14 protein-coding genes and 1 pseudogene are annotated in these 26292 nt (G+C 55.0%); 9 read left to right on the top strand and 6 right to left on the bottom strand.

The genetic code is table 11. The annotated features are described in order from the left end of the window. The 5 genes from ppc to GSQ82_RS17405 form a co-directional block, all read right to left on the bottom strand. A complete protein-coding gene (gene ppc, locus GSQ82_RS17385) occupies positions 1–2958 on the bottom strand; it encodes a phosphoenolpyruvate carboxylase (protein ID WP_158793434.1) in 2958 nt (985 codons plus the stop codon). Positions 2959–3172: 214 nt separating this feature from the next. Then, the gene (locus GSQ82_RS17390; protein ID WP_216847105.1) at positions 3173–5425 is read right to left on the bottom strand and encodes a PQQ-binding-like beta-propeller repeat protein; all 2253 of its coding nucleotides are present in this window, start codon (positions 5423–5425) and stop codon (positions 3173–3175) included. Between the two features lie 217 nt (positions 5426–5642). Continuing rightward, on the bottom strand, positions 5643–9416 hold the full coding sequence (locus tag GSQ82_RS17395; protein WP_158793435.1) for a TonB-dependent receptor: 3774 nt from the start codon (positions 9414–9416) through the stop codon (positions 5643–5645). A 268-nt stretch (positions 9417–9684) separates the two neighbouring features. Further along, positions 9685–10440: an SDR family NAD(P)-dependent oxidoreductase gene (locus GSQ82_RS17400; protein ID WP_158793436.1), complete on the bottom strand. Its 756-nt coding sequence runs from the start codon at positions 10438–10440 to the stop codon at positions 9685–9687. A 66-nt stretch (positions 10441–10506) separates the two neighbouring features. After that, positions 10507–11283, bottom strand: a complete 777-nt coding sequence (locus tag GSQ82_RS17405) for an SDR family NAD(P)-dependent oxidoreductase (RefSeq protein ID WP_158793437.1) — start codon at positions 11281–11283, stop codon at positions 10507–10509. Between the two features lie 647 nt (positions 11284–11930). On the opposite strand from GSQ82_RS17405, the pseudogene GSQ82_RS25785 reads away from it, so the two are divergent. The 3 genes and pseudogenes from GSQ82_RS25785 to GSQ82_RS17415 all read left to right on the top strand — a co-directional run. Further along, positions 11931–12101, top strand: a pseudogene (locus tag GSQ82_RS25785) (helix-turn-helix domain-containing protein); the annotation flags it as partial. Positions 12102–12155: 54 nt separating this feature from the next. Further along, positions 12156–12716: an IclR family transcriptional regulator gene (locus GSQ82_RS17410; protein ID WP_254061714.1), complete on the top strand. Its 561-nt coding sequence runs from the start codon at positions 12156–12158 to the stop codon at positions 12714–12716. Positions 12717–12920: 204 nt separating this feature from the next. Then, positions 12921–13949 carry an SMP-30/gluconolactonase/LRE family protein gene (locus tag GSQ82_RS17415; protein WP_158793439.1) on the top strand — a complete coding sequence of 343 codons (1029 nt, stop codon included), beginning with the start codon at positions 12921–12923 and terminating at the stop codon, positions 13947–13949. A 36-nt stretch (positions 13950–13985) separates the two neighbouring features. Here the strand turns inward: GSQ82_RS17415 and GSQ82_RS17420 are convergent, their stop codons facing one another. Beyond that, positions 13986–14957, bottom strand: coding sequence for an NAD(P)-dependent oxidoreductase (locus tag GSQ82_RS17420; RefSeq protein WP_158793440.1), 972 nt, complete (start codon positions 14955–14957; stop codon positions 13986–13988). Positions 14958–15239: 282 nt separating this feature from the next. Here GSQ82_RS17420 and GSQ82_RS17425 point away from each other — a divergent pair, with 282 nt between their 5' ends. The 6 genes from GSQ82_RS17425 (at position 15240) to GSQ82_RS17450 (ending at position 26290) form a co-directional block, all read left to right on the top strand. Next, a complete protein-coding gene (locus tag GSQ82_RS17425) occupies positions 15240–17390 on the top strand; it encodes a transketolase C-terminal domain-containing protein (RefSeq protein WP_158793441.1) in 2151 nt (716 codons plus the stop codon). A gap of 35 nt (positions 17391–17425) precedes the next feature. Next, the gene (locus tag GSQ82_RS17430) at positions 17426–17812 is read left to right on the top strand and encodes a cupin domain-containing protein (RefSeq protein ID WP_158793442.1); all 387 of its coding nucleotides are present in this window, start codon (positions 17426–17428) and stop codon (positions 17810–17812) included. Between the two features lie 58 nt (positions 17813–17870). After that, positions 17871–19799, top strand: a complete 1929-nt coding sequence (locus GSQ82_RS17435) for an FG-GAP-like repeat-containing protein (protein ID WP_158793443.1) — start codon at positions 17871–17873, stop codon at positions 19797–19799. Between the two features lie 208 nt (positions 19800–20007). Beyond that, positions 20008–21645 (top strand): carboxylesterase/lipase family protein, encoded by a 1638-nt coding sequence (locus GSQ82_RS17440; RefSeq protein ID WP_158793444.1) that lies wholly within the window; start codon positions 20008–20010, stop codon positions 21643–21645. 199 nt (positions 21646–21844) lie between these two features. Next, on the top strand, positions 21845–24667 hold the full coding sequence (locus GSQ82_RS17445; RefSeq protein ID WP_158793445.1) for a hypothetical protein: 2823 nt from the start codon (positions 21845–21847) through the stop codon (positions 24665–24667). A gap of 93 nt (positions 24668–24760) precedes the next feature. Next, positions 24761–26290 carry a pyridoxal-dependent decarboxylase gene (locus tag GSQ82_RS17450; RefSeq protein ID WP_216847106.1) on the top strand — a complete coding sequence of 510 codons (1530 nt, stop codon included), beginning with the start codon at positions 24761–24763 and terminating at the stop codon, positions 26288–26290. The last annotated feature ends 2 nt before the right edge of the window (positions 26291–26292 follow it).

Genomic DNA, 26292 nt, shown 5'->3' on the forward strand with positions numbered 1-26292 from the left:
TCAGCCGGTGTTGCGGAGGCCGGCGCTGATGCCGTTGATTGTGGCGGAGATGGCGCGGTCGAGTTCGGTGGAGATGGGTTCGCTTTTTTCGATGGCGGAGCGTTTGCGGCGGATGAGTTCGACCTGGATGAGGGACATCGGATCGACGTAGGGGTTGCGGAGGCGGATGGAGCGCTCGAGGACGGGGTTGGTCTGGAGGAGCGACTTCTGGCCGGTGATCTCGAGGATCATGCGGTGGGTGAGGTTGAACTCGGCTTCGAGGGTGTTGAAGACGCGGTCGCGGAGGGCGGGGTCTTCGACGAGCGAGGCGTAGAGGCGGGCGATGCCGAAGTCGGCTTTGGCGAGGGCCATCTCGACGTTGCGGATGATGTCGAGGAAGAGGGGAAACGAGCGCGCCATAGTTTGTAACTGTGCGAGCCCGTCGGGATTTTGCTGGATGAAGAGGTTGAGCGCGTGGCCTACGCCGAAGTACGCGGGGACGAGCTGGCGGGACTGCATCCAGCCGAAGACCCAGGGGATGGCACGGAGATCGGCCATGGATTTTTTTGCGCTGCGTTTTGCGGGGCGTGAGCCGAGGCGGGCATGTTCGAGTTCGGCAACGGGGGTGGCCTGTTCGAAGTAGGTGAAGGTGTCGGGGTTGTCGATGATGTGTTTGCGGTAGAAGGCGTAGGAGGTGGCAGAGAGCTGGTCGAGGGTGGACTCCCAGGCGGGAAGGATCTCGCCGGTGAGGTGGGGGATGCGGGGTGTTTCTGAATTTGTAACTTTCTCTGTGGCTTTTAGTTGGAGGGTCGCGTCGGGGCGGGCGAGGGCGTCCAGCGAGGCGGCGATCATCAGCTCGAGATTGCGCTCGGCGAGGATGACGTCGGAGTACTTCCAGTTGAGGACTTCGCCTTGCTCGGTGATGCGGAGTTCGCCAGTGAAGCTGTCGACGGGCTGGGCGAAGATGGCGCGGTGGGTGGGGCCGCCGCCTCGGCCTACGGTGCCGCCGCGTCCGTGGAAGAGGCGGAGGTTGATGTTGCACTCGCGGGCGACTTGATGGAGGGCGCGGTGAGCCCTCCATATCTCCCAAGTGCTGGTGATCATGCCGCCGTCTTTGTTGGAGTCGGAGTAGCCGAGCATGACCTCTTGGTGGTGGTTCCATGATTTGAGAAGGGGCTGGTAGGCTTCGCTGGTCCAAAGCTCGCGCATGATGGCGGGGGCGTTCTGGAGGTCTTCGATGGATTCGAAGAGAGGGACGGGCTGGAGGCCGGGGTCGGTTTCGTTGGCTTCGACGTTGACGCCGCCGAGGCGTGCGAGCCAGATGACGTGGAGGACGTCTTCGGCGCTGGTGGCTCCGCTGATGACGTACTGGCGGATGGACTCGGGAGAGTAGGTTTGCTTGAGTTCGGCGATGGTGCGGAAGGTGTCGAGGACTTCGGCGCTCTGTTCGCTTAGTGCGGCGGGAAGGCTGAGCGGGTGATTGGGGTCGCAGTGCTTCCAAGCGGAGATCTCGGCGATGGCGGCGGAGTGAACGCGCGCGTGCTGGCGGATGTCGAGGGTCTGGAGGTGCAGGCCGTAGGTGCGGACCTCGATGAGGAGCGGGTCGATCAGCAGTTGCGCAAGGCGTTGGCCGCTGTTTTCGAGGAGGCTGGTGCGGAGAACGGTGAGGTCGGAGAGGAGGTCGGCGGCGCGGGTGTAAGGAGTGAGCGCGGGGTTGGGCGGCAGGGGGACGGCGGACTGTGGAGTGGCGCCGAGGCGCATCATGATGCAGGCGACCAAGAGACGGAGGTATTCGAAGTGGAAACGCTCTTCCAATGCAGTCTGGCCGGCGGTGCGAAGTTGAGCGAGGTAGGTCTCGAGGAGTTTGGAGACGCTGGATGAGACGGGGACTTGCTGGGTGGAGCTGCCTAGCTGCTCGAAGATGTTTTGTAATCTTCTGCGGTAGTGAGATTGCAGGAGTGAGTAGGCCATGGCGAGGGCGTCGCGTGTGGCCTGCGGTGTGACGAAGGGATTGCCGTCGCGGTCGCCGCCGATCCAAGAGCCGAAGCTGATGAGCTGGGGGAGATCGGAGATGGAGGCTGGTGAGTTGGGGGATTCTTTTGAGTTTGAATTTGTAACGATTTTAGTTTCTTTTTCGGGTGGGTATTCGGCGTGGAGGGCACTGGCTACCTCGCTGTATAGGACGGGCAAGGTATCGAAGAGGCTGGACTCATAGTAGTCGAGGGCCATGCGGATCTCGTCGCGAACGGTGGGGCGGGCGCTGCGGACGTCGTCGGTCTGCCAGAGGGCGGTGATCTCGGCGGTGAGATCGCGCTCGAGAGATTCGAGGTGGGGTTCGGGAACGGGGATGCGATCCAGCTGTTCGAGAAGATCGGAGATGCGGCGGCGCTTGAACATGACGCTGCGACGGGCGACCTCGGTAGGATGCGCGGTGAAGACGGGAGAGACACAGATGCGCCGGAGAAGGGCGTGGGCCTGGTCGGCGGTGATGCCGGCCTGGCGTAGGCGGCGGAGGGTGCCGCGGAGGTCGCCGCGTTGGACAGCGCCGGTAGCGGAGAGGCCTTCGCTAAGTTGATGGGAGATGCGGCGGCGCTTGCGGTGGTTGGTCTCGGCGAGGTTGATGAGTTCGAAGTAAAAGCTGAAGGCGCGGGCTAGCTGATAGGCGACGGTGAGATCTTTGGAGTAGCTGTGGACTAGAGTGAGGGCGTGCTGGAGATGCGCGGAGGCGTCGGGTGCTCCGGCCTGCGAGGCCTCGGTGTCTTGCCGGGCTTCGGCTTCGCGGCGGGCGATGGCAGTGCGGCGGAGGGCTTCGACGGCGTCGTAGAGAGGGTCGCCGGCCTGTTCGCGGAGAACCTCGCCGAGGAGCACGCCGAGGGAGCGGACGTCGCGGCGGAGAGGAGCTTCTTTGACCTCGCCGGTGGGGGCTTGCAGTTCAGCGAGGCGTTGGGGCCAGTCGGTAGGGGTCCAGAGAGACGGCATCTATTGATTATGCCTTGTCGGAGTTGTCGATGAGTACTACCGCGCGGGCTGTGCGGTGGCTAATCGGATGGCTGCGGGGTTGATGTGGGATGCGTTTGGAAGATGCTCATGTGCCGTTGCTGCTTTAGTGTTTTGAGGGAGCAGACAATTGCGGCTATCTATATAGATAGTCGCAGTCGTGCATTATGCCGAATGCCATCGAAGGCGGTAAGTTTTATTTGGGCAGAGAGAAGACATAGTACCCTTGCACCTCCGGCTTGCCGGTGGGGTTCTTCGAGTCTGGTTTGTAGGACGGGTCGCTGTTTTGACGAGACCCGGCCTCGGTGCCAGCCAGGACGGTGCCTGGTCTGGCGCTGATGACGACATACTCGTTGCCGCCGGTCTCATAGACTGCGGGAATGCCTTCGGGGGCAGAGGGTAGCTCCTTTACCCAAAGTACCTTGCCGGTGTCCTTATCGTAGGCACGGAGTTTGGAGTCGGACTTTGTGCCTGCGAAGATGAGTCCTCCTCCTGTGACTGCGACGCCGCCTCGTGGCCAGTAGCTGCCGGTATCGGTGATTCCCTTTGCGGCTAATCTTGAAACTTCGCCCAGAGGAACCTGCCACTTAATCGTTCCGCTGTTGAGGTCATAGGCTGTGAGAGTTGACCAGGGACCTTTGATGGCGGGAAGTCCATCGGTGGAGTCCATGTAGCCGTAGCCGGTCCAGTATCGCGCAGGAGTTGCTTCGTCAGGGGTCGCTGGATCCGGTAGCGGCGGAGCTTTGAGATTGGCTGGGAGAGCAGGTGCGGCTTTGGCGCTGGAGGGATCTGCAAGGTAAGCGATGAGGGAGTCGATATCGCCGGAGCTCAGATCGGGAAAGGCAGGCATGGGGGGTAGTCCGTTGGTGATGACATTCGTTATTTGATCGGGGCCTATTTTTTTCACGACGCCGGTGAGGGCAGGTATTCCGGGCGGCTGGCCTTGTAGTTCAGACTGATGGCAGATCTGGCAGTTCTGTTTATATAGAGAGAGGCCCTGAGTGGCGGGTGAGCCGGAGACGCGCCGGGTGGGAGGCTTTGGCTCCAGCTTCAGCATGGATGGCGCGTTCTTTGCCTGCACATAAACGACTCCGGTGGTGGGGTCTGCGGCTTCTGCTCCCCAGTTGGCGCCTCCGCCGTTGCCGGGCATTTCAATGGTGTTGGTGAGGCCGGGTGGGGTATATAAGCCTTCGTTGCGTGCATGCAAGACTTCGTTGCGTATCTTCTCTCGCTCGGCTGGGTCGGCGATGTAGGGGTCTATATCATCTGCGGTGAAGGTCTGTCGGGCGAAGGGTGGTGGGGCGGTTGGGAACGGTTGTGTGGGCCATGCCTGTTCGCCGGGAACGTCGGACTTGGGCACGGGACGCTCCACGATGGGCCACAGCGGTTTGCCGGTCACTCGATCAAATACATAGAGAAAGCCGTTTTTGTCGGCCTGAGCTATTACGTCTACCTTCTTGCCGTTGTGCGTGACGGTGAGAAGTTTTGGGGAGGGAGCGGGATCGTAGTCCCATAGATCGTGGTGGATGAGCTGGAAGTGCCATAGATATTTTCCGGTGCGGGCGTCGAGGGCGAGAAGGCAATCGCCAAAGAGGTCGGCGCCGATGCGGTCTGCGCCGTAGAAGTCGTAGGTGGGAGCGCCGAGCGGGAAGTAGGCTATGCCGCGCTTCTCGTCTACCGTGATCTCGCCCCAGGTATTGACTCCGCCAATTCGCTTCCAAGCATCTTTGGGCCAGGTATCGTATCCAAACTCGCCTGGGTGCGGGATGGTGTGAAATACCCATGCCATCTTGCCGGTCTGTATATCGTATGCACGGACGTCACCGGGAGGCGATCCGTACTCCTCGCCTGGCGCGGAGCCGAGGATGAGCAGATTTTCAAATACCTTGCCGGGAGTGCCTGATTGAATGTGGCGTACGGTTTGAGGATCACGTCCGAGACCGACGCGCAGATCGACGTCTCCGTGGTCGCCGAATGTATCGATCGTCTTTCCGGTGGAGGCGTCGATTGCGTGCAGCTTGTCATTGGTTGAGAAGAGTAGCCTGCGATCTTTGCGATCTTTACTCTCCCAATAGTTAATTCCGCGACTGGTGATGGACCTTGCGTGGCCGGTGTCGTGAACCCAGATCTCCTGGCCGGTCGCTGCATTGAGGGCGACGATGTTGTTGCTCTTTCCAATGACGTACATCACATTGTCGACGACGATCGGATTGGAGCCGAATAGGAGGCCGTTGTCTCCTGCTGGATAGAACCATGCCTGTTGCAACTGACTTACATTCGACTTATCGATCTGTTTGAGGGAAGAGTATTGGGATGAATCGGGACCACCTTCGAAGTCGTTCCATGTGGTGTAGGGCTTTGATGAAGGATGTTGAGGTGAACTAAAGCTTGTAAGCGCAAGCGTTGTGGCGCCAGCACCGATGACCAGAGATCTTGCTGCTCGCCCCAACGATGTATGCCTCAATTTATCTGACCTCTCGTAAAAGTAATTTTCATGGCTAGTGGCTACGTTCAAGCTTTACGCTGTCCGCGGCTTGTTGTGTATCTGCAGTTCATCCCGCGGTACGTATCGGGGAGATACGTACCGCGGGATGAAGTAGTTGTTGCGTTGATCACTATCCATCTGCTGCACTTATTTATAGAAGCGTTATGGAATTTGCATCAAGTTAGAAAGTAACCCGCGCGTGCATTTGAATCTGACGCGGATCAAAGGTATTTACCGGTAGCGTGCCATAGGTGCTGCTTGTGCCCAGTCCTGGGTTGAGGCCCTGAGCAGTGTTATTTACGAGATTGGGGCTACCCAAATCTCCGGCGTAGGCACCGTTGAACTCGGCATGGTTGAGGAGATTAGAGGCCTCTCCTGCGATCTCGAGTTTGAATCGTTCGGTGAGTGGGAAGGTTCTGCGAAGACTGAAGTCGATGTTGAAGCGACCCGGTCCACGAAGATCTCCATCGGTCTGTGCAGCATTTCCGCTCCAGAATTGATCAGGAACGATGCTTCCGTTTGGAGTCTGTACGGTTTGACTGCTGAAGGCGCAGGAGTTGTATTTCAGCAGTTGGTATGCGCCAGGTGTGACGGTCTTTCCGCAGGGAAGTGTGACTGTCGTGGCTCCGTTGTATCTATGCTGGAGGTTTGAAGGCACTTCCAACGGCACACCCGGAACCCGATTGACGCGGGCGTTGAGTGCTCCGTTGTTTTCCATGCTGATCACGAATGGAAATCCACTTTGAAGAGAGACAACCGAGCCGATTGCCCAATCACCGAGGATGGTTCGTGCGAACCCGTTGCTGAGAGCGTACTGGCCCCCTTTGCCGAATGGAGATTTGTACACAACCGTCCCTACGAATCTGTGCGGGATATCTGCCAGACCATAGTTTCGGTTGAGCCGATTGTTGACCAGGTCCGGAGTGCCGGTTGTTCCACCAGCGTTTACACCCTGGCCATCTTCGATGCCGGTCGTGGTGAAGTCAAGTTCCTTGCTCCAGGTGTAGTTGGCTTCGAGATGAAGCCCGGAAGAGAAGCCGTGGGCTATGCGCATCTGCATTGAGTTGTAACTGGCAAAGCCCGTGGATCCATTCAAACCGCCGCCAAAGATAAGTGGATACTTTAGCTGCGGAATGTATTGCTGGATGGTGCTGCCGGCCAGATCTCCTTGAAATGGAGTAAGTGGTCCAGTTGCCGGTTGATAGGGATTCGAGACCAAAATATTGGCTGGATTGGTCGTTCCGTTGCTGGCGATGTACTGACCTCTCCAAGTGGAGAGCGTGCTTGAAGGAAGTGTCTGCAGGCCTTCGAAGGGAAGATTGCGGGTTGTCAGGTTATTGGAGAAAGAGCCGCTCCAGCCGAGGGAGAACAGCCACTGAGCCTTCGCTCCAAAGGTCTGCTCCATGAAGACGTTGCCCTGTTTGGCCACCTGATTTTTTAGGTGACGATCGAAGAATGCTGCACCCGATCCGTAGATCTGCGGGGCGGAGGGGTTCGAGCCGACTGCAGGAACCAAAGGCGCCGGGTCCGTGAACTGCGTGGTAGGGATGCCGTCGGGATTGGTGCCGTAGGGCAGGGCCAGATTTCCTGCGGCGAAGGGTGCTTCGCCGTAGTCATTTGGGCTAGAGAAGTAGCCGGTGTTGCTGGGCAGATAGGTGATACCAAAGCCGCCGCGGAAGACGAGGCCCGGGACGACCTGCCAGGCTACGCCGACGCGTGGTTGGAAGTCGTGATACTCGGTATCCCAAAGATTGCGGCTATATCCATTTGTGCCTGGGAAGTCGATTGCGCCAAGCGTTCCAAAGGCGTTCTGCTTGGTGAAGTCGTAGCCGGACATGCGGTTGTAACGCTCCGTAGGTCCTGGCTGCACGTCCCAGCGAAGTCCGAGATTGATCGTTACGCCTGGCTTCACCTTCCAATCATTCTGCGAATAGAGGCCGAAATATTTCGCTGCATACGCAGGTTTTAGATTGGCGCCTGGACGAACGAACCAGACTCCTTCTCCCACCAGCATCGTTGCGCCGCCGACTCCACTCTGGTTTGGCGACGTGTTGTTGGGTGCCGATGCTCCCGATGCGGTGAGGTATTCGAAGGTATAGTTGCCGCCAGGATCGCCGGCACAGCAACCTCCGATATTTGCCGATGCCTCTTCGAAGTCGGTGTAGTTCGCGAGGATGACCCGATACTCCGATCCGGCTTTGTAAGTCCAGTTGCCGTGTACTTTTGTGACGCTGCCGTTTACCGCATGGCTGATCTGATGCTCCTGCTTGTTCGTGAACTGTCCCTGGGAGAGAGCAGTCCAGTTGCTGCCTCCTCCACTACCTCCGAAGCCGCCTGGGTTGACGACCGGCGCGGAGCCAGGAACAGCGAAGAGTGCTTGTGTGGCGGGAGCGATTCCGAATGCATCGTACTGCGTGAATCCAGAGTGATTGCCAGCGAAGTTGATGGTGTTGATGCGCGTCGCGCCATAGCGAACGTCGACGAAGAGCGTGGGGTTGATGACGATGGTATCGCCAACCTGAGCGTAGGGATTTGTGTCCTTGGTGGTCGTCGGATCATTGTTGAACCCAGCGGTGCCAAAAGAGTTGGGCTGAAGAACGGTGCCAAAGTCAAAGCCACCGCTACCGTAGATGGAGTGCCTTCCACGTCTGTAGTCAATTCGGTTATTTGACGTCTGTCTGCGCACTGTATTTTCAACGGTTGAGGTGAAGTTATTCGTGTTGTAGACATCATCGGGAGTACGGTTCGGAAGCGGATAGTAGCTGTACATCAAGAGGGCAGCAGGATTGGGGTTCGGGATAATTGCATTGTTGAATGCAGCGCGCTGATAGAGGTTGTTCCCTATCTGGGTTACCTGGAACGGGTTGAACACCTGAGCAGGAACCGGCAGACCGTTCGCGTCCTGCTGGAATGTTTTACTGAAGTCTCCAATGCGCTCCAACGCAGTAGGCACTGTCTGCAGGTACGTCTGTCCCTGATTGAAGATGAGGTAGTGATAACTGGCGAAGAAGAACAGCTTGTCCTTAATGATGTGGCCGGAGATTGCGCCGCCGAAGTCGTCGTCTTTGAATGCGGGACGACGAATGCCCTGCGCCTTGTTGCCCCAGGTATTGGCGTTCAACGCTTCGTTGCGGATCATGTAGGAAGCTTGTCCGTGATAGTCGTTCGTACCTGACTTCGTGCTGATCGCCATGACAGACTGGCCATGACCATAGTCGGCAGTGAAGTTGTTGCTGATGACGCGGACTTCCTGAATGCCTTCTTCGTTGGGAATAATGGCGGCTTCATTGAATCCATCTCCAGTGATAGGGAGGCCGTCCAACTGAATGTCATTTTCGAAGGCACGACCGCCGTTGACGCCAATGGCAGAGAACTCAGCCCGGCCTGCTACGCCAATTCCAAATGAATTGAGGGTCTGGCTATCCGAGGTTTCGTTGCGGGGTGCGACTCCGTTCTGAAGTGTTGCGTAATAAAGAGGGTTCTCGGTGATGTTGGGAATTGTGTCGATCACCAGAGCACTCACACCTCCAGAGACAGTACTGGTGTCAGTCTGAAGCTGCGTGGCTGAGGCCTGGACGTCGATCTTGGTCGCGGTCGTACCAATTTGCAGCGCTGCATCCACTCGAACGGTCTCCGATGATTCGAGGTGAACACCATTCTCAATGTAGGTGTCAAAGCCGGGTTTCACGATCGAGACGGAGTAGCTACCGGCTTCGAGATAAGGGATGGTGAAAGCCCCGGACTGAGAGGTGGTGGCGGTATATCCGGCGTTGGTTCCGGTATTTGTGACCACGACCTTGGCGTCGGGCACAAGGGCTCCGGTCGAGTCTTTTACTGTACCTGTGATCGTTGCAGATCGAATCTGAGCATGCAGTCCACTCGCAACCAACAACGAACATAGGAGTGTGCACGCCAGGAATACTTGATGCTTTACGGTAGAACGTACGTTGAACATGTCGAGATCTCCTGGCCAAATTGGCAAACGTCATCTGCCTTGAAGGGGGTAAATATCATTGCGCATTATGCACTGTGAATTGCGCATTCAAAGACGAGGAAGCGTAACAGTCGAACTTCTGGAATGTCAACTTGAAATTTACGGAATATTTGGCAGAGATCCTGGGTTCGGTTTGTGCACGAGCCAGGAGGAATTAACAGGTACAAAGAGTCGATAAAGCGCTTAGAAAGCGCTATTGTGCTTTCCGCTTCCTCTTAGCTACGGCCAGCTATTTCCCGACCCAGCCGCCATCTGCGAAGAGAGACTGGCCAGTAACGTATGCAGCTTCCTCGGAGGCGAGGAAAGCGACGACGCTGCCGATCTCTCGCGGCAGGCCGGGTCTACCCAGCGAGATCTGGCCCACAACCTGTGAACGCAGATTAGGACTCTCCAGAACCCAGCTAATCATCGGCGTATCAATGAGTCCAGGATGAACGCAGTTGACTCGAATTCCGTGTGATCCCATCTCCGCAGAGATGTTGCGGGTCAGAGCTTCCACCGCGAGCTTGCTTGGGGCGTAATGTGTTCTTCCGGGAAGAACGCGCGCCGCTTGAATGGAGCCGATGTTGACAATCGAAGCTTTGCGGCTGTCTGCGATGACTCTCTTGCAGAAGCTCTGACAACTCATCCACTGGCTCTTAAGATTTGTGTCCATTACTTTTTGCCACTGTTCGTCGGTGAGATCGAGGAATGGGATGATTGTTTCGATGCCTGCATTGTTGACCAAGATATCGACTGGGCCGAGGTCGGCCCAGCCGCGGTCGAAGATCTGCTCGACATCGGAGCGGAGAGAGACATCTCCCAATACGGTGACGGCGCGGCGTCCTTTCCCGCGAATCCAATCGCCGAGTTCTTCGAGCCCTTTCGACGGGACCACGTCATTGAGGATGAGGTCAGCGCCCTGTTCTGCAAAGATTTCAGCGATACCTCTTCCGATTCCCTGGCCAGCGCCCGTCACCACGGCAATTTTTCCCTGCAACTTCATATCTGTTCCTCTTAATCCTCAGCGTGATTGTCTTCGTCCCATTGCGGCGATATGCGCGCATGAGATCTAGTGAAGCGTCCAGCCACCGTCGACCATGAGCGTATGTCCTACCACCATGTCGGACAGGTTACTTGCAAGGAATAGCACTGGGCCGACGAGGTCTTCCGGCTGGTTCCATCGACCACGCGGAATCATCTCTTGTGTCGCCCACTCCTTGTATCCGGGCTTTTCAAGAATATTTTTTCGTGAGGCTGTCTCCGTAATACAAGGCGCGACGACGTTGACGACAACTCCAGCATGGGCCCACTCAAGCGATAGAGCTCGCGATAGATGATGCACGCCGGCCTTTGCGGCAGCGTATACAGAGCGTTTTTTGAACGCAACCACACCGAAGTTCGAGCCTATGTTGATGATTCGGCCACCACCCTGCGGGATCATAATTTTGGCGGCTGCCTGGCAGCTGAAGAAGACGCTCTTCAGAGACGCGTCCATGGTCTTGTCATACTCTTCTTCGGTGACATCCAAAGCATCGGTTGTGCCTGTCCAACCGGCGTTGTTGACGAGAATATCGATGCGGCCATACTCTGCTTTCGCTTTGTCCATGAGTGCCTGGAGTTGTTTGACTTCCGAGACATCGGTCATCACGATGATGGCCCTGCGGCCGATGGATTGGATCTCGGCCTCGAGCTGCTGGATCTCAGCCATGGGAGAACCTGGGTGCTTGGCTAAAACCAAGTGCGCTCCAGCCTGAGCCAAGCCAAGAGCAATTGCCTTTCCTATACCCTGTGACGCTCCCGTTACGACCGCGATTTTGTCTTTGAGTCCAAAAGCTGAGTAATCCATCGTCCTCTATCTCCTGCGATGCGCTAATTCCTGCCCCACTGTAATCTGTTTATTGCGTGTGCCGGGCTCTAAATTTACGAATCAGTATTGCATAAAAAGACATGATAGTTGCGTATAGAGAAATATTTTTCTAACGTTACCTCTTCTAAATCAAATGCTGCGAAGGCAAATTCGAGTTTTCTTGCAGATATACTCTGCATTTAGCCTATCGACCTGCGCATCGGGATGTACTTGACAAGTCCGTATTGCACTCTACAGTATGGATTGCGTTATACGCAATTAATTATGCGATGAATGCAATCGATTGGTGTTGATATAAGTATCTGCCTGAGATAAAGATCGCGAAATAAGGAGTAAATCAGAGGACAGATTATTGGATTATCTTTTGAAGATGACGCTCTGTTAGAAGATTCTATGATGATGGCCGGACACGCCTGGACTACATCAACATGCAATATTCCGATCGAAGGAAAGGTCGACATTCCGGCGATTCTGGTTCTAATGACCAGTAGAAAGATCGTGGTATGGTTATGGTAGAACTAGACACAGACGAGAAGGACCAACCATCTACTCCATTCTGAGGAACTCGCTGGAAAGAGTAATCGTACCTAGAGGCGATGGGTTGAAGTTCCGACCGTAAGAGGTATATGCCACCCAAGAAGGCGTCTCCACTACCGTTTATTCAGAGTCTGGATCGAGGCCTGACGATTCTTCAGTCGGTAGCCCTCTCCAAGCAGCCAGTATCACTCGGAGAAATTGCTGAACGACTCGATATCGATCGCAGTAGCGCGTTCCGCCTAGCTCACACGCTTCGTCGACGCGGGTTTCTCTCGTGCCCCGCTGGGCGCAAGGACTTCATTCTCGGATCTGCCATGTGGACGCTGTCCCATCAATATGACTGGAGCAATATGCTGGTCCGTGTGGCGCATCAGGAGTTGAAGTCGCTGGCGAATCAGATTAACGAAACGGCCCATCTTGCGATTCGTGAAGGTAAGAATGCTCTGTTCATCGATTCCGCTCATGCCAATCATGTGATCGCTGTTGCCGGGCAGACCGGAGAGCTTGTTCCTCTCTACTGTACTGCTCATGGCAAGGCTCTGCTGGCGGATGCGGACGAGCGTTCGCTGAAGGTGCAGTTTGGGTCGGCTCCATTGAAGAAGTTCACAAAGACTACGATTACGAGCATCCAATCTCTTGCGAAGGATTGCATCTCGATTAAGAAGCGTGGGTTTGCTACGGACGAGTCTGAATTCCGCGAAGATATGCGATGTGTGGCGGCTCCTATTCGCGTTCAGAACGATTTGATTGTAGGTTCGATCGGTATCTCCGCTCCACTGTCTCGCTTCGGGAAAGATCTTTATCCAGAGTATGCGGCGAAGGTGTGCAAGGTGGCGAACGATATCGGCCAGCTTTTGAGTAACGCGGAACAATAGAGTCACAGATCTGACAAGGCATTCACCTTTTAAATTAGAGCGGCACCCTTCGGGGTGCCGTTTTGCATGTCGAAAAACTTCCTGCTCATACCTCGCGTCGACGAACAGCTTTGTGTTATTGTTGCAATCGTCGTTGCATAAAGCGCAACTGCGGTTGCATGCGAATGCTTTTCAATCTATTTCAGAGTGCAGGCCCCAATACAAATGTCTAATCCGATCCTCGACTTTAGCATCGATAAAAATTCCCTGCGTTATATTGGCAGCGGGCTGCAGCGTCCCGAATGCATTCTGGCTGAGCGCAACGGATCGCTATGGGCTGCGGATGCCCGCGGTGGCGTAGTTCGTATTTCGCCCGATGGCGAACAGAAGATCGTCACGCAAAAGATCTCCGGCCATTTCGAAGGCGTCACCAGTGAGGCGTCCAGGTATCTGGAAGGAACTTTGCCAAATGGGCTCGCCTTTGCGCGGAACGGAGATGTTCTGATTTCGAACTTTGGCACAGACCGCCTGGAGATCATGACGCGCGATGGCGATTCCAGTGTGCTCGCGGACAGTATCGATGGTGAGCCGATAGGTAAGGTAAATTTTGTTCTGCGGGATTCCAAAGATCGAATCTGGATCACCATCTCCACGAAGATAAAGAACTGGATGCATGCACTACGGCCAGATCTTCCAGACGGCTATATTGCGCGATACATCGACGGAAAGTTCCACATCGTGGCGAGTGGTTTTCACTTCACCAACGAGATTCGCATGGATGCGAAGGAAGAGTTTCTCTATGTGGCCGAGACAACAGGCGGCTGCATCAGCAGGTTGCGAGTGAACGCAGATGGCTCACTCGGCGAAAGGGAGATCTTTGGCCCTGCGAGTCTTGGCAAGGGGGCATGGCCTGACGGCATCGCCTTTGACAGCGTCGGCAATCTCTGGGGGACGATGGTTTACTCTGACAAACTCTTCGTCCTTACGCCGCAGGGTGATATGCGCCTGCTGCTTGATGAGGGGGATCCCAAAAAGGTCGATGAGTTGGAGAAGGCGTTCTTTCAGAACCAGGTTAATCAGGATGTACTATTCGCTACGGGACAAGGAGTTGCACCCTGGATGGCGAGCGTAACATTCGGTGGCCCTGATCTGCGGACCGTCTATATCGGATCGTTGAAGGGGCATCGGATCCCTTACTTCCGCGCACCAGTGGCCGGTCTGCCGATGGTGCATTGGAACGACACCTATGCTTGATGGCGGGTCTGTTGGTTGTGCAGGCCCTCGATTCGTTTACGACACATCTGCGTGTACGACTCCTTGATCGATCAGCCAATCCACGGACTCATGCAGCGCTTCGAGTGAGGTATAGCGTGGTTCGTACCCCAGTAGTCTGCGGGCTTTGGCTATACTGCAGTTCGGGGAGTGTGCGATGTGGTCCCATGTTGCAGCAGCATCTTTCTCTGAAACACCTTTTCTCCACTCCTCCCATGGGAGGAACTCCAGGACCGGCGGATGTCCAAACCATGCGCTAACTCGTTCCGCGTATCCGCGCAGCGTCAATGCGGCCGGCGATACGATGTGGAAGCTCTCTCCTAAAGCGACGCTCCTACGTTCTATAGCTCTCATGAAGCTCTGAGCTACGTCATCCGCATGGACGTGATGCAGAGTCTCCATCCCGATATTGGGTAGTTGAATCGGCAGTCCTTGAAGCAATCTGGAGAATACCTCAGGATTGAAGTTTCCAGCTGGATTGACTGGCGCCCATCCCGGCCCGACCAAGTGCCCTGGGTGCAGGATCGTCACCGGTAGTCCTGATCTCCGGCTCTCTCGCAGCAGGTACTCTTCAATCGCGGACTTTCTTTTGCCGTAGTCGCCGAATGCTTGGCGCGGCTGGGTTTCAGAGGTTGGTACTTCCATGCTTGGTCCGTGTACCCAAATGGTTCCGCAGTGCAGGAGATGGCCCACCCGTCCGCGAAGCGCTTCGACGAGCTGCTCTGCATTTTCAAGTCTGTAGCAGGTGAGATCGATGACCGTGTCGGCATTCAGGCTTGCGATCTTCTCTCCGAAGTTTCCTTCCGCTTCTTCCATCGCCCGATCGCACTCCAATCGCTCCAATCGCTCCATCGTCCGCCACACGGCATGCTTCCGGTATGGCTTCTTTAGGCCTCGGGTGACACAGACAACCGAATGGCCCGCTTCGATGAGTCGAGGAGTTAAAAAGCTGCCGATATGGCCCGTTCCTCCAATAATTGCAACACGCATGTTTGAACTTATCCTTTTCTAAAACCGAGGGATGTATCGGCAGACCCTTCGCGATTTTTGCACATGTTTACAAGCAGGTACGAGAATATGACGTGAAAGGAGTATGGAACGTACAGCAACCGATATTCTATGTTGCCTCCCATGAGGGGGCATAGAACTGGTTGACTGTCCCACTCTTGCGAGCATATACTTCCGCACTATTAGCAATAACTATTGCGCAATACGCATGATTAGCATTCGCTGAGCGAAAAATACTTCCGTCAAGGATACTGCCCCGAAATCATGATGAATGAAACCGCGACCTCCGCACCAGCTCGAACACTTGACCGAGAGCTCTTTTTGCATGGGCATCCACTGCTACGCGAAGGCATCTTGAAGTTGTTGGCGATCAAAGATTCGGATGTTCGCATTCTGACACTGGGACAGAGCCGGGATGCGATCGATAACGGGCTGCACTCTGGCGGAGCTTTCTCGGCGACTATTCCGCTCGTCGCTCTCTTCTACGGTGGCTTTCTTCGCTTGAATATTGAAGATCCTACCAAACGCGGCTACGACATGTTCACTCTCAGCAAGGGACATGCCGTGGCTGCGCTTGCTTCGATCTACGCGGAGCTAGGCTACTTCGATGAAAAGGTGCTTCGGCACTCGCGTTCGCACGAGAGTATTTTGAATGGACATCCAGGGCCGATTCTTCCGGGCATCCACATTGCCACAGGTCCTATGGGGCAAGGTATTGGCGTCGCGCAGGGTTTTGCTATCGCCGGCCGGACGAGCCCTCGTTTTGACTCTTACTGCATGGTGGGTGATGGAGAGTTGCAGGAGGGTTCCGTGTGGGAGTCTGTGATGTATGCCGGACAGAACCACCTCGACAACTTTTGCGTTCTGGTGGATCGCAACAACGGGCAGCTCGATATTCATAACCGCATGTTGTTTCCCATGCCGCCATTGGAGCAAGTCTTCGGATCGTTTGGCTGGATTACGCACAACGTCGATGCGACGCAGTATGACGGCGTCTTCGCAGCGCTTGAACAGTTCCGCTTTGGACCGCGCAACGGCAGGCCGACCGCGATCATCTGCAATACCAGCAAGGGGTACGGAGCATTCTCCGACTTTATGAACAAACATAAAGTCACTACCACCGAAGCGCTGCTGGTGCAGGAGTTGGAGCTGCAAAAGCGACAACGCGCGAACCGTGTCGCAGAGTTTGTGTCCTATGTGGATCAGTTTGATCAGAGTGAGCGTGCTGATTCAGTACGCCGATTGCTGTTCGATGCTGCGCGGCAGATGCATCTGGATGCTGAGGAAGGCTCACTGAAGAGGAGCACCTTCGACGCGATCGTGGGACCAGTGCTCACAAAGCGCGTGCCGTCCCGAGACAAGCGCATTCGCTACGATGACAGGCTGCTTCCTAAGCTGGACGCAAAGAAGAGCTATAGTGCTGCGGAGATTGTCACGGCTGCGATGAAGGTCTTTGCTGTCGATAGCTCAGTGGCTTCGATCGACTCAGACCTTGCATCGACGAGTGGCCTTGAGGCCGGGGTTGCGGCAGTGGACCAGAGGCGCGCACTCAATGTGGGAGTCGCTGAAGCGAACATGATGTTGATTGGGGAGGCCTTTGCAGCCCTGGGAATGAATACGTGGGTCAGTACGTTTTGTCCCTTCTTCAATTGGCAGGTTCTCCGTCGTATCGCTGTAGGGCAGCAGGAGCGACTGGAGGCGATGCAGTCGAGAGATGGGTGGTTGAGTGAAGGGCATGGGCTGGATCTCACCTTTCTGGCGACGGCGGCAAACCTTGAGACGCGGACCAACGGCGCGACTCATATGGGCAACGATGACATTACAACGTTCGATGCGGTAGGAAGTCTCAACATCATCGACGTCTCTTGCCCGCAGCAGATGCTTTCGATTATGCGGTGGATCATGGAAGGCAATCGGGGACTGGTCTATGTTCGCGTCATGAGGACTGGCTCCGCGGTTCTCTATAGCCAGGACTACACCTTTCGTTTTGGTGAAGGAAAGATTCTGCGTGAGAGCGATGCTGATGCAGCGATCATTATTAGCAGCGGCCGTGGGGTCCATGAGGCGCTCGCGGCAGCAGATCTTTGCGCGAAGCAGGGTATCGCCGTTCAGGTGATCGACATGCCTTCCGTCGATGAAGAGCTTTTGCTTAGAGCTTATGTCTCGTCCAAGCCACTGATTTTTGCGGAGCAGAACAACGGCTATCTGTGGCAAAACTTTCTGAAGGTGCTCTATCGTAATCGGACTAAGACGGATATTGCAGGGCTAAATCGTGTCGTTACGATCAATACGCTCACCGCCGAAGGGAAGCCACAGTTTATCCATTCCGCCACGTACGAGGAGTTGATTGCTGCGTTCAACCTGACGCCAGCTGCCATCATGGAAGCCGTCCAGAGTGCGGTCGCATCGAAATGAATTTTGATTTTCAGTAAAGAGAAGAGGATACTGGCGTGAAGCTACCGATCATCGACGAGACTACTATCGAAGCGCTGAATCTTCCCGGTAGGGATCTGCGCTGGATCATTACAAAAGACAATGTCAGCGCACAACACTGCACCATGTGCATGATTGAGGTCGAGCCTGGCCAGACGGTTCGTCCGGCCCACTCTCACCCGAATGGCGAAGAGGTGATCTACCTTATTCAGGGCAGTGGACGCGTGATGATTGATGGAGTCATCGAACCGGTGAAGCAAGGCTGCGCCGTGCTTTTTCCGCAGGGAAGTATTCACATGCTTCAGAACTCGGGAGAAGAGCTTATGAAGGTCGTTTGCTTCTTCGCGCCGCCTTCGGACTTGAGTACCTACAAGTTCTTCGACGACATTTCGTTTCCTGAATAGATACCAAAAGTTAGCGGTTCCCAAAGCGATACATTATGGCTAAATCTAAGGAAAAGTAATGTCAAAGAAGCGTAGGTTGATTGTTGTGGCATCGACGTTGCTCTGTGTGTTACCCGCCTTAGCCTCTGGTCCTTCGTTTCGCCCCGATCTCACCATAAGCACAACAAGCCTCAACGGCTGGCATACCTTCGGCCAGGCAAGCTGGCGTGCGGAAGGTGGCGAGATTGTGGGGACGCCTAAGCAGGGCGGTGGCGGCTGGCTGGTGCTGGATCACTCTTATCAGGACATCAACTTTTACACCGAATATCGGTGCGCGGATGGCTGCGTTACGGGTGTTCTTTTGCGCGCACAACAACTCCCTGGTGGAGGCATGAAGGGTGTGTATGTGTCTCTCAGCGATCCGGGACTTGAAGCCTATGCTGTAACGATCGATGCGCAAGGCAAGATACTTGAACGCGACAAACTACGACGAGGTGGAGGCCTGGTCCGCGTAGCTCCTCCTCCGCCTCCTAATCCTCCGGCCCAGAAAAGCGGCGGGGCTCGAGCACAGAATTCGACGGTGAATCTGCCGCTTCAGCCGAGTGACACCAGTCTTCGACCCAATGAATGGAATAGTGCCGAGATCTTCTTTGATGCGAACATTGTTCGGGCTTTCCTCAACAATGGTCATGAAAATGGCGCCGTAGGAGACGAGGGTTATGGGCCGATTGCGCTTTATATCGGAGGAAGCGGATCTGTGCACTTCAAGGGTATGGCTTTGGGTGACCTCGGACTTAAAGTGCGTGAAAAGGAAGTTGTATCGAATGACTTCAGCAAGCAGAGGCTGAGTGACTTCTATTACTCCTGGGGTTCTGCGGCCGCGGACTTTAACCATGACGGTGTCTTGGATGTTGTCTCCGGACCTTACATCTACTATGGACCCGACTATTTGAAGTCACGAGAGATCTTTCTGGCTCAAAGTTCAAATCCCACCACGGAGTTTGCGACTGACTCGACGATGGAGTTTGCAGCAGACTTCACCGGTGATGGCTGGCCCGACGTTATCACCGTTATGTTTGGTGGTGGACCGGGTGTGCAACTGTATGTCAATCCGAAGGGCGAGGGGCGGCGCTGGGACAAATATACGGTCGTAAGCGGCGTTCAAAGCGAGATCGCGGTCCTTCGGGATGTAGATGGCGACGGCAAGCCAGAGCTTGTTTACTCCGGTGATGGATACGTTCGGTATGCAAAGCCTGATCCTGCAAATCCCGCTGGGCCGTGGATCGTCCATAACATCTCCGAGAAGGGCTATGGAGCGGGTCATGGTATTGGAGTTGGCGATATCAATGGCGATGGACGAATGGATATTGTAGACCCTTACGGTTGGTGGGAGCAGCCCGCACCCGGCGTCAGTCAGGAGTCATGGACTTACCATCCCGCTGCATTTGCGCGATATGGCCGGGGGATGATGGGTGGCAGTGTCATGGCTGTATATGACGTGAATGGTGACGGCTTGAACGATGTAGTCACGTCGCTGAACGCCCACGGTTGGGGTCTGGCATGGTTCGAACAAAAACGGGACGCGCAGGGGAAGATCTCCTTTGTTCAACACACTGTGATGGATGACTTCTCGACAAAGAATGCCGGAGGTGTGACCTTCTCCGAGCTTCATGGATCGACCTTTGCTGATGTGGACGGCGACGGAGTTCCGGATTTCATTGTAGGCAAGCGATATTTCTCGCACCTGGATACAAATATCGATCCGGATCCCCGTGGCTCACCGGTCTTGTATTGGTATCAGACGGTTCGAAATCCAAAGGCTCCGGGGGGAGGCGAGTTAGTCCCTCACCTCATTGATAACCATAGCGGTGTGGGCTCGGATGTATTGGCGGTCGATCTGAATAAGGATGGCGCGATGGATATTGTGACAACGACGCGGTTTGGCACATTCATCTATTGGGGAAACCCGGGTCCTCACACGAATGCGCAGACCAAGTTACGGCAGTGAGGTAGGGAAGCAAGACATCGTACCGTTAATCACTGAACTTCGTATCCTAAATGTACCTAGCTAAGAGGGCAAAGTGGTAAACCCCGATCAGATGCTATCTGCGAAACCGATGGAAGAGTGTTCTGAGAGTTTTTCCGCGGGAAGACGAAGTTTCGTCGCTGGCTTGGTGGGCGGAGCTTTAGCCGGTTCGGTCCTTGCCCCGCGAACGATGCTTGCAGAGTCTGAACAGGCTCCGTCGGCTGGTGGACGCGTGCGTCCTACAGTTGTTGCATCCGACTCGGTGACGGTTGCTGAAACAGCTTCAGGGAAGATACGCGGGTTTGAACGAAAGGGCGTCTACGTCTTCAAAGGTATCCCGTATGGGGCTTCTACTGCTGCTGAGAGGCGTTTTATGCCGCCTGCGAAGCCGGAGCCGTGGAGGGGGATTCGCAATGCATTGCAGTATGGCCCTGTCTGCCCTATGCAGGACTCCGCACACGCGAATACCGACAGCAAAAATCTTGCGACTACGGATGAAGATGCATTTCTGCTTCATCGTGGCTCGGCCGTCATGGTGCCCGCCGAAGATTGCCTGCGTCTCAACATCTGGACTCCTGAGATCAACGGTTCTCACAGACGACCGGTGATGGTTTACATGCACGGCGGAGGATTTTCCATCGGATGCGCACACGATCTTCTCTCCTATGAAGGAGAAAGTCTCGCGCGCAATCACGATGCTGTCGTCGTCAATCATAATCATCGCCTCAATGTTTATGGCTATCTCAACCTCGCGGGTCTAGGTGGAGAGCAGTATGCTTCATCCGCAAACGTCGGGATGCTCGACATCGTGGCAGTGCTCGAGTGGGTTCGCGATCATATCGCAACCTTTGGAGGAGATCCCGGAAACGTAACTATCTTCGGTCAGTCAGGTGGCGGCGGAAAGGTTGTGACCTTGATGGCAATGCCCGCGGCCAAGGGCTTGTTTCATCGTGCCATCGTGCAAAGCGGACCTTTTCTGAAGATGCTCTCGCCGGATTATTCTCACCAGGTGGCTGAGATGACGATCGCTGAGCTCGGCTTATCCAAGCATCAGATAGACGCCCTCCATAAAATCTCCGTCGACCGACTCTCTGGAGCGGCGACTGAAGCGATGAAGAAAATGACCAAATCCGTTCCTTCCTTGCGGGGCACGTTTGGTGAAGATGGTTGGGCGCCCACGGTGGACGGCGGCGTCCTGCCGCATCATCCCTTCGATCCGGGCGCGCCCAGCCTATCTGCGAATGTTCCGTTGCTCACTGGCTCTAATCTCAATGAGTTTGTTAGTGGGCTCGATCATCCGGACGCTCGTGCTATGACAATTGAAGAGGTGAGTCGTCTGCTCTCCGAATCATTTGGTAAGGATAGCGCAGCAATTATGGATGCATATCGCAGCGAATACCCGAAAGCTACGCCATTCGATCTCTACGCAGCGATCGCCGCGTCTCGATTTCGCATACCGGCATTTGCGCAGGCTGAAAGAAAAGCTGCTCAGGGAGCTGCACCCGCCTACGCTTATATTTACTGCTGGAGAACACCAGTTCTTGATGATCGCGTCGGCACATTTCACGGAAGTGAGATATCATTCGCCTTCGACAATGCAGAGCTCTGCGATCACTATAGTGCTGGCGCCCCGGATGCGATGCTACTCTCCCGGCAGATGGGTTCAGCATGGGTAAGTTTCGCACGCAGCGGAGATCCAAATCACAAAGGTATGCCGTATTGGCCTGCATATATCATAAAAGATAAAGCCACAATGCTCTTCGATAAGCCTTGCCGGGTTCGTAATGACCCAGAGGGCAAAGGATTGATGTTGATCGCACGGTCCTGAATGAAACAATGTGAAGATTCGAGCTGACAAACTTCTTCGATGTGTGTTGCCTGGAGCAAATCTCAATGCTGATCCGGCTATTTGGCTACGGTGCATCGCAGTCAATCTTTTGCAAAAGACGGCAAAAGATCTCGTAATCCAAGTCACTTGCGTTCACAGTATCAAAACCTAATAATCGGCAGCGAGGATTCTTGAGCTTATGAGACGCAATCCAGATTCTTTGATTGAACGCAGGGAATTTCTGAAGCTCGCTGCAACGGCTACGGTGTTGGGCCTGACACGCAATGTGTCCGCGGCATCTTCCCGGCGCATTTCCATAGTGGTCGATGCAGGTAATCCTGTCGCTAACAGCGGCCCTGTGATGAGAGCCGTAGGCCAACTCCGAAAAGAGTTGATCTCCAAAGGGATGACGTGCGAGACTGTGGCGTCTGGTGATCAGGTAGTCGGTTCGGCCTTGTGCGTTGTCGTTGCGGGCACTGATTCGCAGCTAGCTCCAACGCCTTCTTCTGGGGTTGTCCTCACGACTGCGGAGAGCGTTCGTTTTGTTCCGGGTAATGTGGGCCAGGTGCCCGCAATCTTTGTTTTAGCGATCGATGCGTTAGGCTTCGTCTATGGGCTACTTGAGCTTGCAGAGCGGGTCCAATTCAATGATGACCCTATGGCTGCGCTCCATTTCGCGGAGTCGATTGAGAATAGGCCTGCAAACGAGGTGCGTGGCGTCGGGCGCTATTTCTGCTGTGAGATCGAAGACAAGGTTTGGTATTACGACAAAGACTTCTGGCGTGGGTATTTGGATACGCTGGTCGCAAGCCGTTTCAACCGTTTCACCTTTGCCTACGGGCTCGAATATGATTTCCCAAGAGGGGTCACCGGGGACTACTTCCACTTTGCCTATCCATACCTGGTCGAAGTCCCTGGTTATCCGGATGTTCAAGTGCTTCAACTATTCTCTCCTGATGGCACAAGGCTCTCCAAACCTGTTCCGCTAAGCAAAGAAGAGCGGGACAGGAACTTTGATATGCTGCGATTCATCGCCGCCGAGACAGGTGCGCGGGGACTTCATTTTCAGTTAGGCATATGGACGCATGCTTTCCAATGGACCGACAGTCCGAATGCTTATCATCGCATCGAGGGTCTCACGCCTGAGACACATGCCGCATACTGTCGAGACGCCCTCGCAATTCTTCTCAAGGCGTGCCCGGAGATTCAAGGTCTGACTCTTCGCGTCCATGGTGAGAGCGGTATTCCTGAAGGAAGCTATCCTTTCTGGCAGACTCTTTTTGAGGCGATCTCCGGTTGTGGCCGCAAGGTAGAGATCGATATGCATGCCAAAGGTGTCAACCAAATCATGATTGATATGGCCGCTGGCACAGGCATGCCGGTAAAGCTAGGAGCCAAATACTCCGCCGAACATCAGAGTCTTGGCTACAATCAGGCTGACATTCGCGCACTCGAGATACCGCACGCAAATTTAAGTGGCAATGACGTGAGTCTGTTCAGCGTAAGCGGAGGTGCAAGGCTCTTCACTCGTTATGGCTATGGCGACTTTCTCCATGAAGGCAGCAAGTACAAGTTGCTTTTCCGCTCGTGGCCCGGCACGCAGCGACATCTTCTTTGCGTCGATCCGGAGATGGCAGCTGGATACTCACGCACCTCCAGTTTCTGCGGTGCGACCGGACTCGATTTAATGGAACCTTTAACCTTCAAAGGACGCGAAGGTTCGGGTGCATCTGGGGGCCGTTGCGCCTATGTTGATAAGTTTCTCAATCCCAATTCGGACTGGAAAAAATATGAATACTACTACCGCGTGTGGGGACGAAAACTTTACGATCCGGATACCGATCCCGAGACTTGGCGCAGATTTCTCAGAAGCGAGTTTGGGGCAGGCGCGGTCTCTGTCGAGATGGCGCTGGCAAATGCCAGTCGCATCCTTCCGTTGGTGACGTCGACTCATCTTTCCTCAGCGAGCAATCACGATCTGTGGGTGGAGATGCCAACCAGTATGCCGATCGTGGTTGGAAGCGAGCCATCTCCTTACGGAGATACCCCAGAACCTAAGTGTTTCGGAACGGTTAGTCCGCTCGATCCACAGCTATTTTCCACGGTGATTGAGCACAGCCAGGACCTGCTTCTTGGACAGCCCAATCCTAAATATTCGCCGATTGAAGTAGCTCAATGGATTGAGGATTCCGTCGCTGCATCGAACCGGGCTTTGATCAGTGCACGTGTGACGGTGAAGTCGAAAGCATCTCCTGCATTTCGAAGGATAGAAGAAGACGTTCTCATCCAAACAGGCGTTGGCAGCTTCTTCGCGGCGAAGTTGCGGAGCGCTGTTTTGTATGAGATCTATCTGCGGACGGGAAGTCCAGAGGCTGGCAGACTCGCTCTCGATCATTACAAAACGGCGCGGGCAGGATGGGCAACCATGGCAGGTCGAGCCAACGGTGTTTACCTCTCGGATGTCTCCTACGGACGTATTCCCAAACGCCGCGGTCACTGGAGTGATCGGCTACCGGATATCGATACGGACATCGCCACGATGCAGGTGAAGCTGCAGTCTTCATCTGCTTCAGTGGACCCCGGGCAAGATGCAGGAGAGGCTATTCGTGCAGCGACCGGTAAGCCTAACCGACTATCTGTTCGTTCTGCACACACACAGCCTACAAGCTTTTACCCTGGACAGGCTCTCCCGGTTTCTATCCAGGTGATGAGTTCGGGTTCAGCAAGTTCAGCTACTTCGGTCCGACTCTTCTACAGACACGTAAATCAGGCAGAGCGCTGGCTCTTCGTTGCGATGAAACGTGAGAATGGCGGCTTCACGGCCGCGATTCCAGGCGATTATACAAACTCCGATTACCCTTTGCAGTACTACTTCGAGCTGCGACATGAGAATGCGTCAGCGTGGTTCTGCCCAGCATTTAATTCGACTTTTTCGAATCAGCCATATTACGCAATTTCGAATAGGAGTGAAGTCGGTGGATTGTTGGGTCGCCTCGTTTTGAATGAGGAGCCGAAGGATTAGAAGCTTCTTAGATATCTCCTAAGTTGTGGAGTTGGGTTGGTCCTCTGGTTGCAAATGGCTAAGTGGATATTACGGATCGTCTGAGGAGTGCATGTGCTGCAGAGAATCGATTCTGAGGTTCGATCGAAGGAGGCAGAGGGAGGACAGACACTCGATCCGAACGACTGGCGAGGTCTTCGGGCGCAGGCGCATTACATGATGGACGACATGCTGGACTATCTGGAACATATTCGGGAGCGGCCAGTATGGCAGCCGATTCCGGCGGAGGTTCGTGCGCGATTTCATGCAGCTCTTCCTTCTTTACCTACACAGCTTGCCGCGGCTCATGAAGAGTTTATGCGCGAGGTGTTGCCATATGCGGGAGGAAATGTTCATCCCGGATTCATGGGGTGGGTGCAAGGCGGGGGGACTCCTGTAGGCATGCTGGCGGAGATGCTGGCGGCGGGTCTGAATGCGAACCTGGGTGGACGCGATCATATGCCGATCGAGGTGGAGCAACAGATCGTTCGCTGGATGCGTGAGATATTCGGCTTTCCGGAGAGTGCGAGTGGGCTGTTCGTAACGGGGACTTCGATGGCGAACCTGATTGCGACGGTAATTGCGCGCGATGTTGCGCTTGGCTTCGAGGCGCGCGTGCGTGGTATTGTTGCGAGCGGGAAGAGGCTGACGGCGTATGCTTCTAACGCTGCGCACGGGTGTGTTACGAGGGCGATGGATATCTCAGGCATTGGGAGCGATGCGTTGCGGCTGATTACGACGGATGGGCGCGGCAGGATCGATCTCGACTTACTCGAAGAGACTATCGAACAGGATCGCCGCGCGGGCTTTGCTCCCTTCCTGGTGGTAGGAACTGCCGGTACGACGGACACTGGTGCGATCGACAATCTGGATGAGCTTGCCGAGATATGTGCGCGCCAAAAGATCTGGTTTCACGTGGATGGCGCGTACGGTGCGCTGGCAATGCTCGCACCAGAGTTGGCACCTCGATTGAAGGGATTGGGGAGAGCGGATTCGCTGGCATTCGATTTTCATAAGTGGGGGCAGGTTCCTTACGATGCGGGTTTTCTTTTGGTGCGGGATGGGGTGGTCCATCGTAAGGCGTTCGCTGCTTCGGCGGCGTATCTGCAGCGGGAGCAGCGCGGGATTTCCGGAGGCTCTTCGTGGCCCTGCGACTATGGGCCGGATCTGTCGCGCGGTTTTCATGCTCTGAAGACGTGGTTCACGCTTAAGGTCTATGGCACGGAGGCGCTGGGGAAGACCATTGCCGGGACTTGTGAGTTGGCGCGCTATTTGGAAGAGCGGATCGCAGAGACAACGGAGATTGAACTGATGGCCGCAGTCGAACTGAACATCGTCTGCTTCCGATATCGCTCTGCGTTTTTTGTGGAGATCAGGGAGATTGAATCGGACCATATTAACCGCGAGATTGTGATTGAGCTTCAGGAGTCAGGAAGTGTCGCACCGTCGTCGACGATTTTGCGGGGGCGATTCTGCATTCGGGCTGCGATCGTAAATCATCGCACCACTCGTGCGGAGATCGAGATGTTGATTGAACAGACGCTCGCGCTCGGTCGTGCTCTTGAGAGTAACTATGTGTCGTGCCTGAAGACTGAATTGAACTAAGT

Source organism: Granulicella sp. L60 (assembly GCF_009765825.1).
Taxonomy (GTDB): domain Bacteria; phylum Acidobacteriota; class Terriglobia; order Terriglobales; family Acidobacteriaceae; genus Edaphobacter.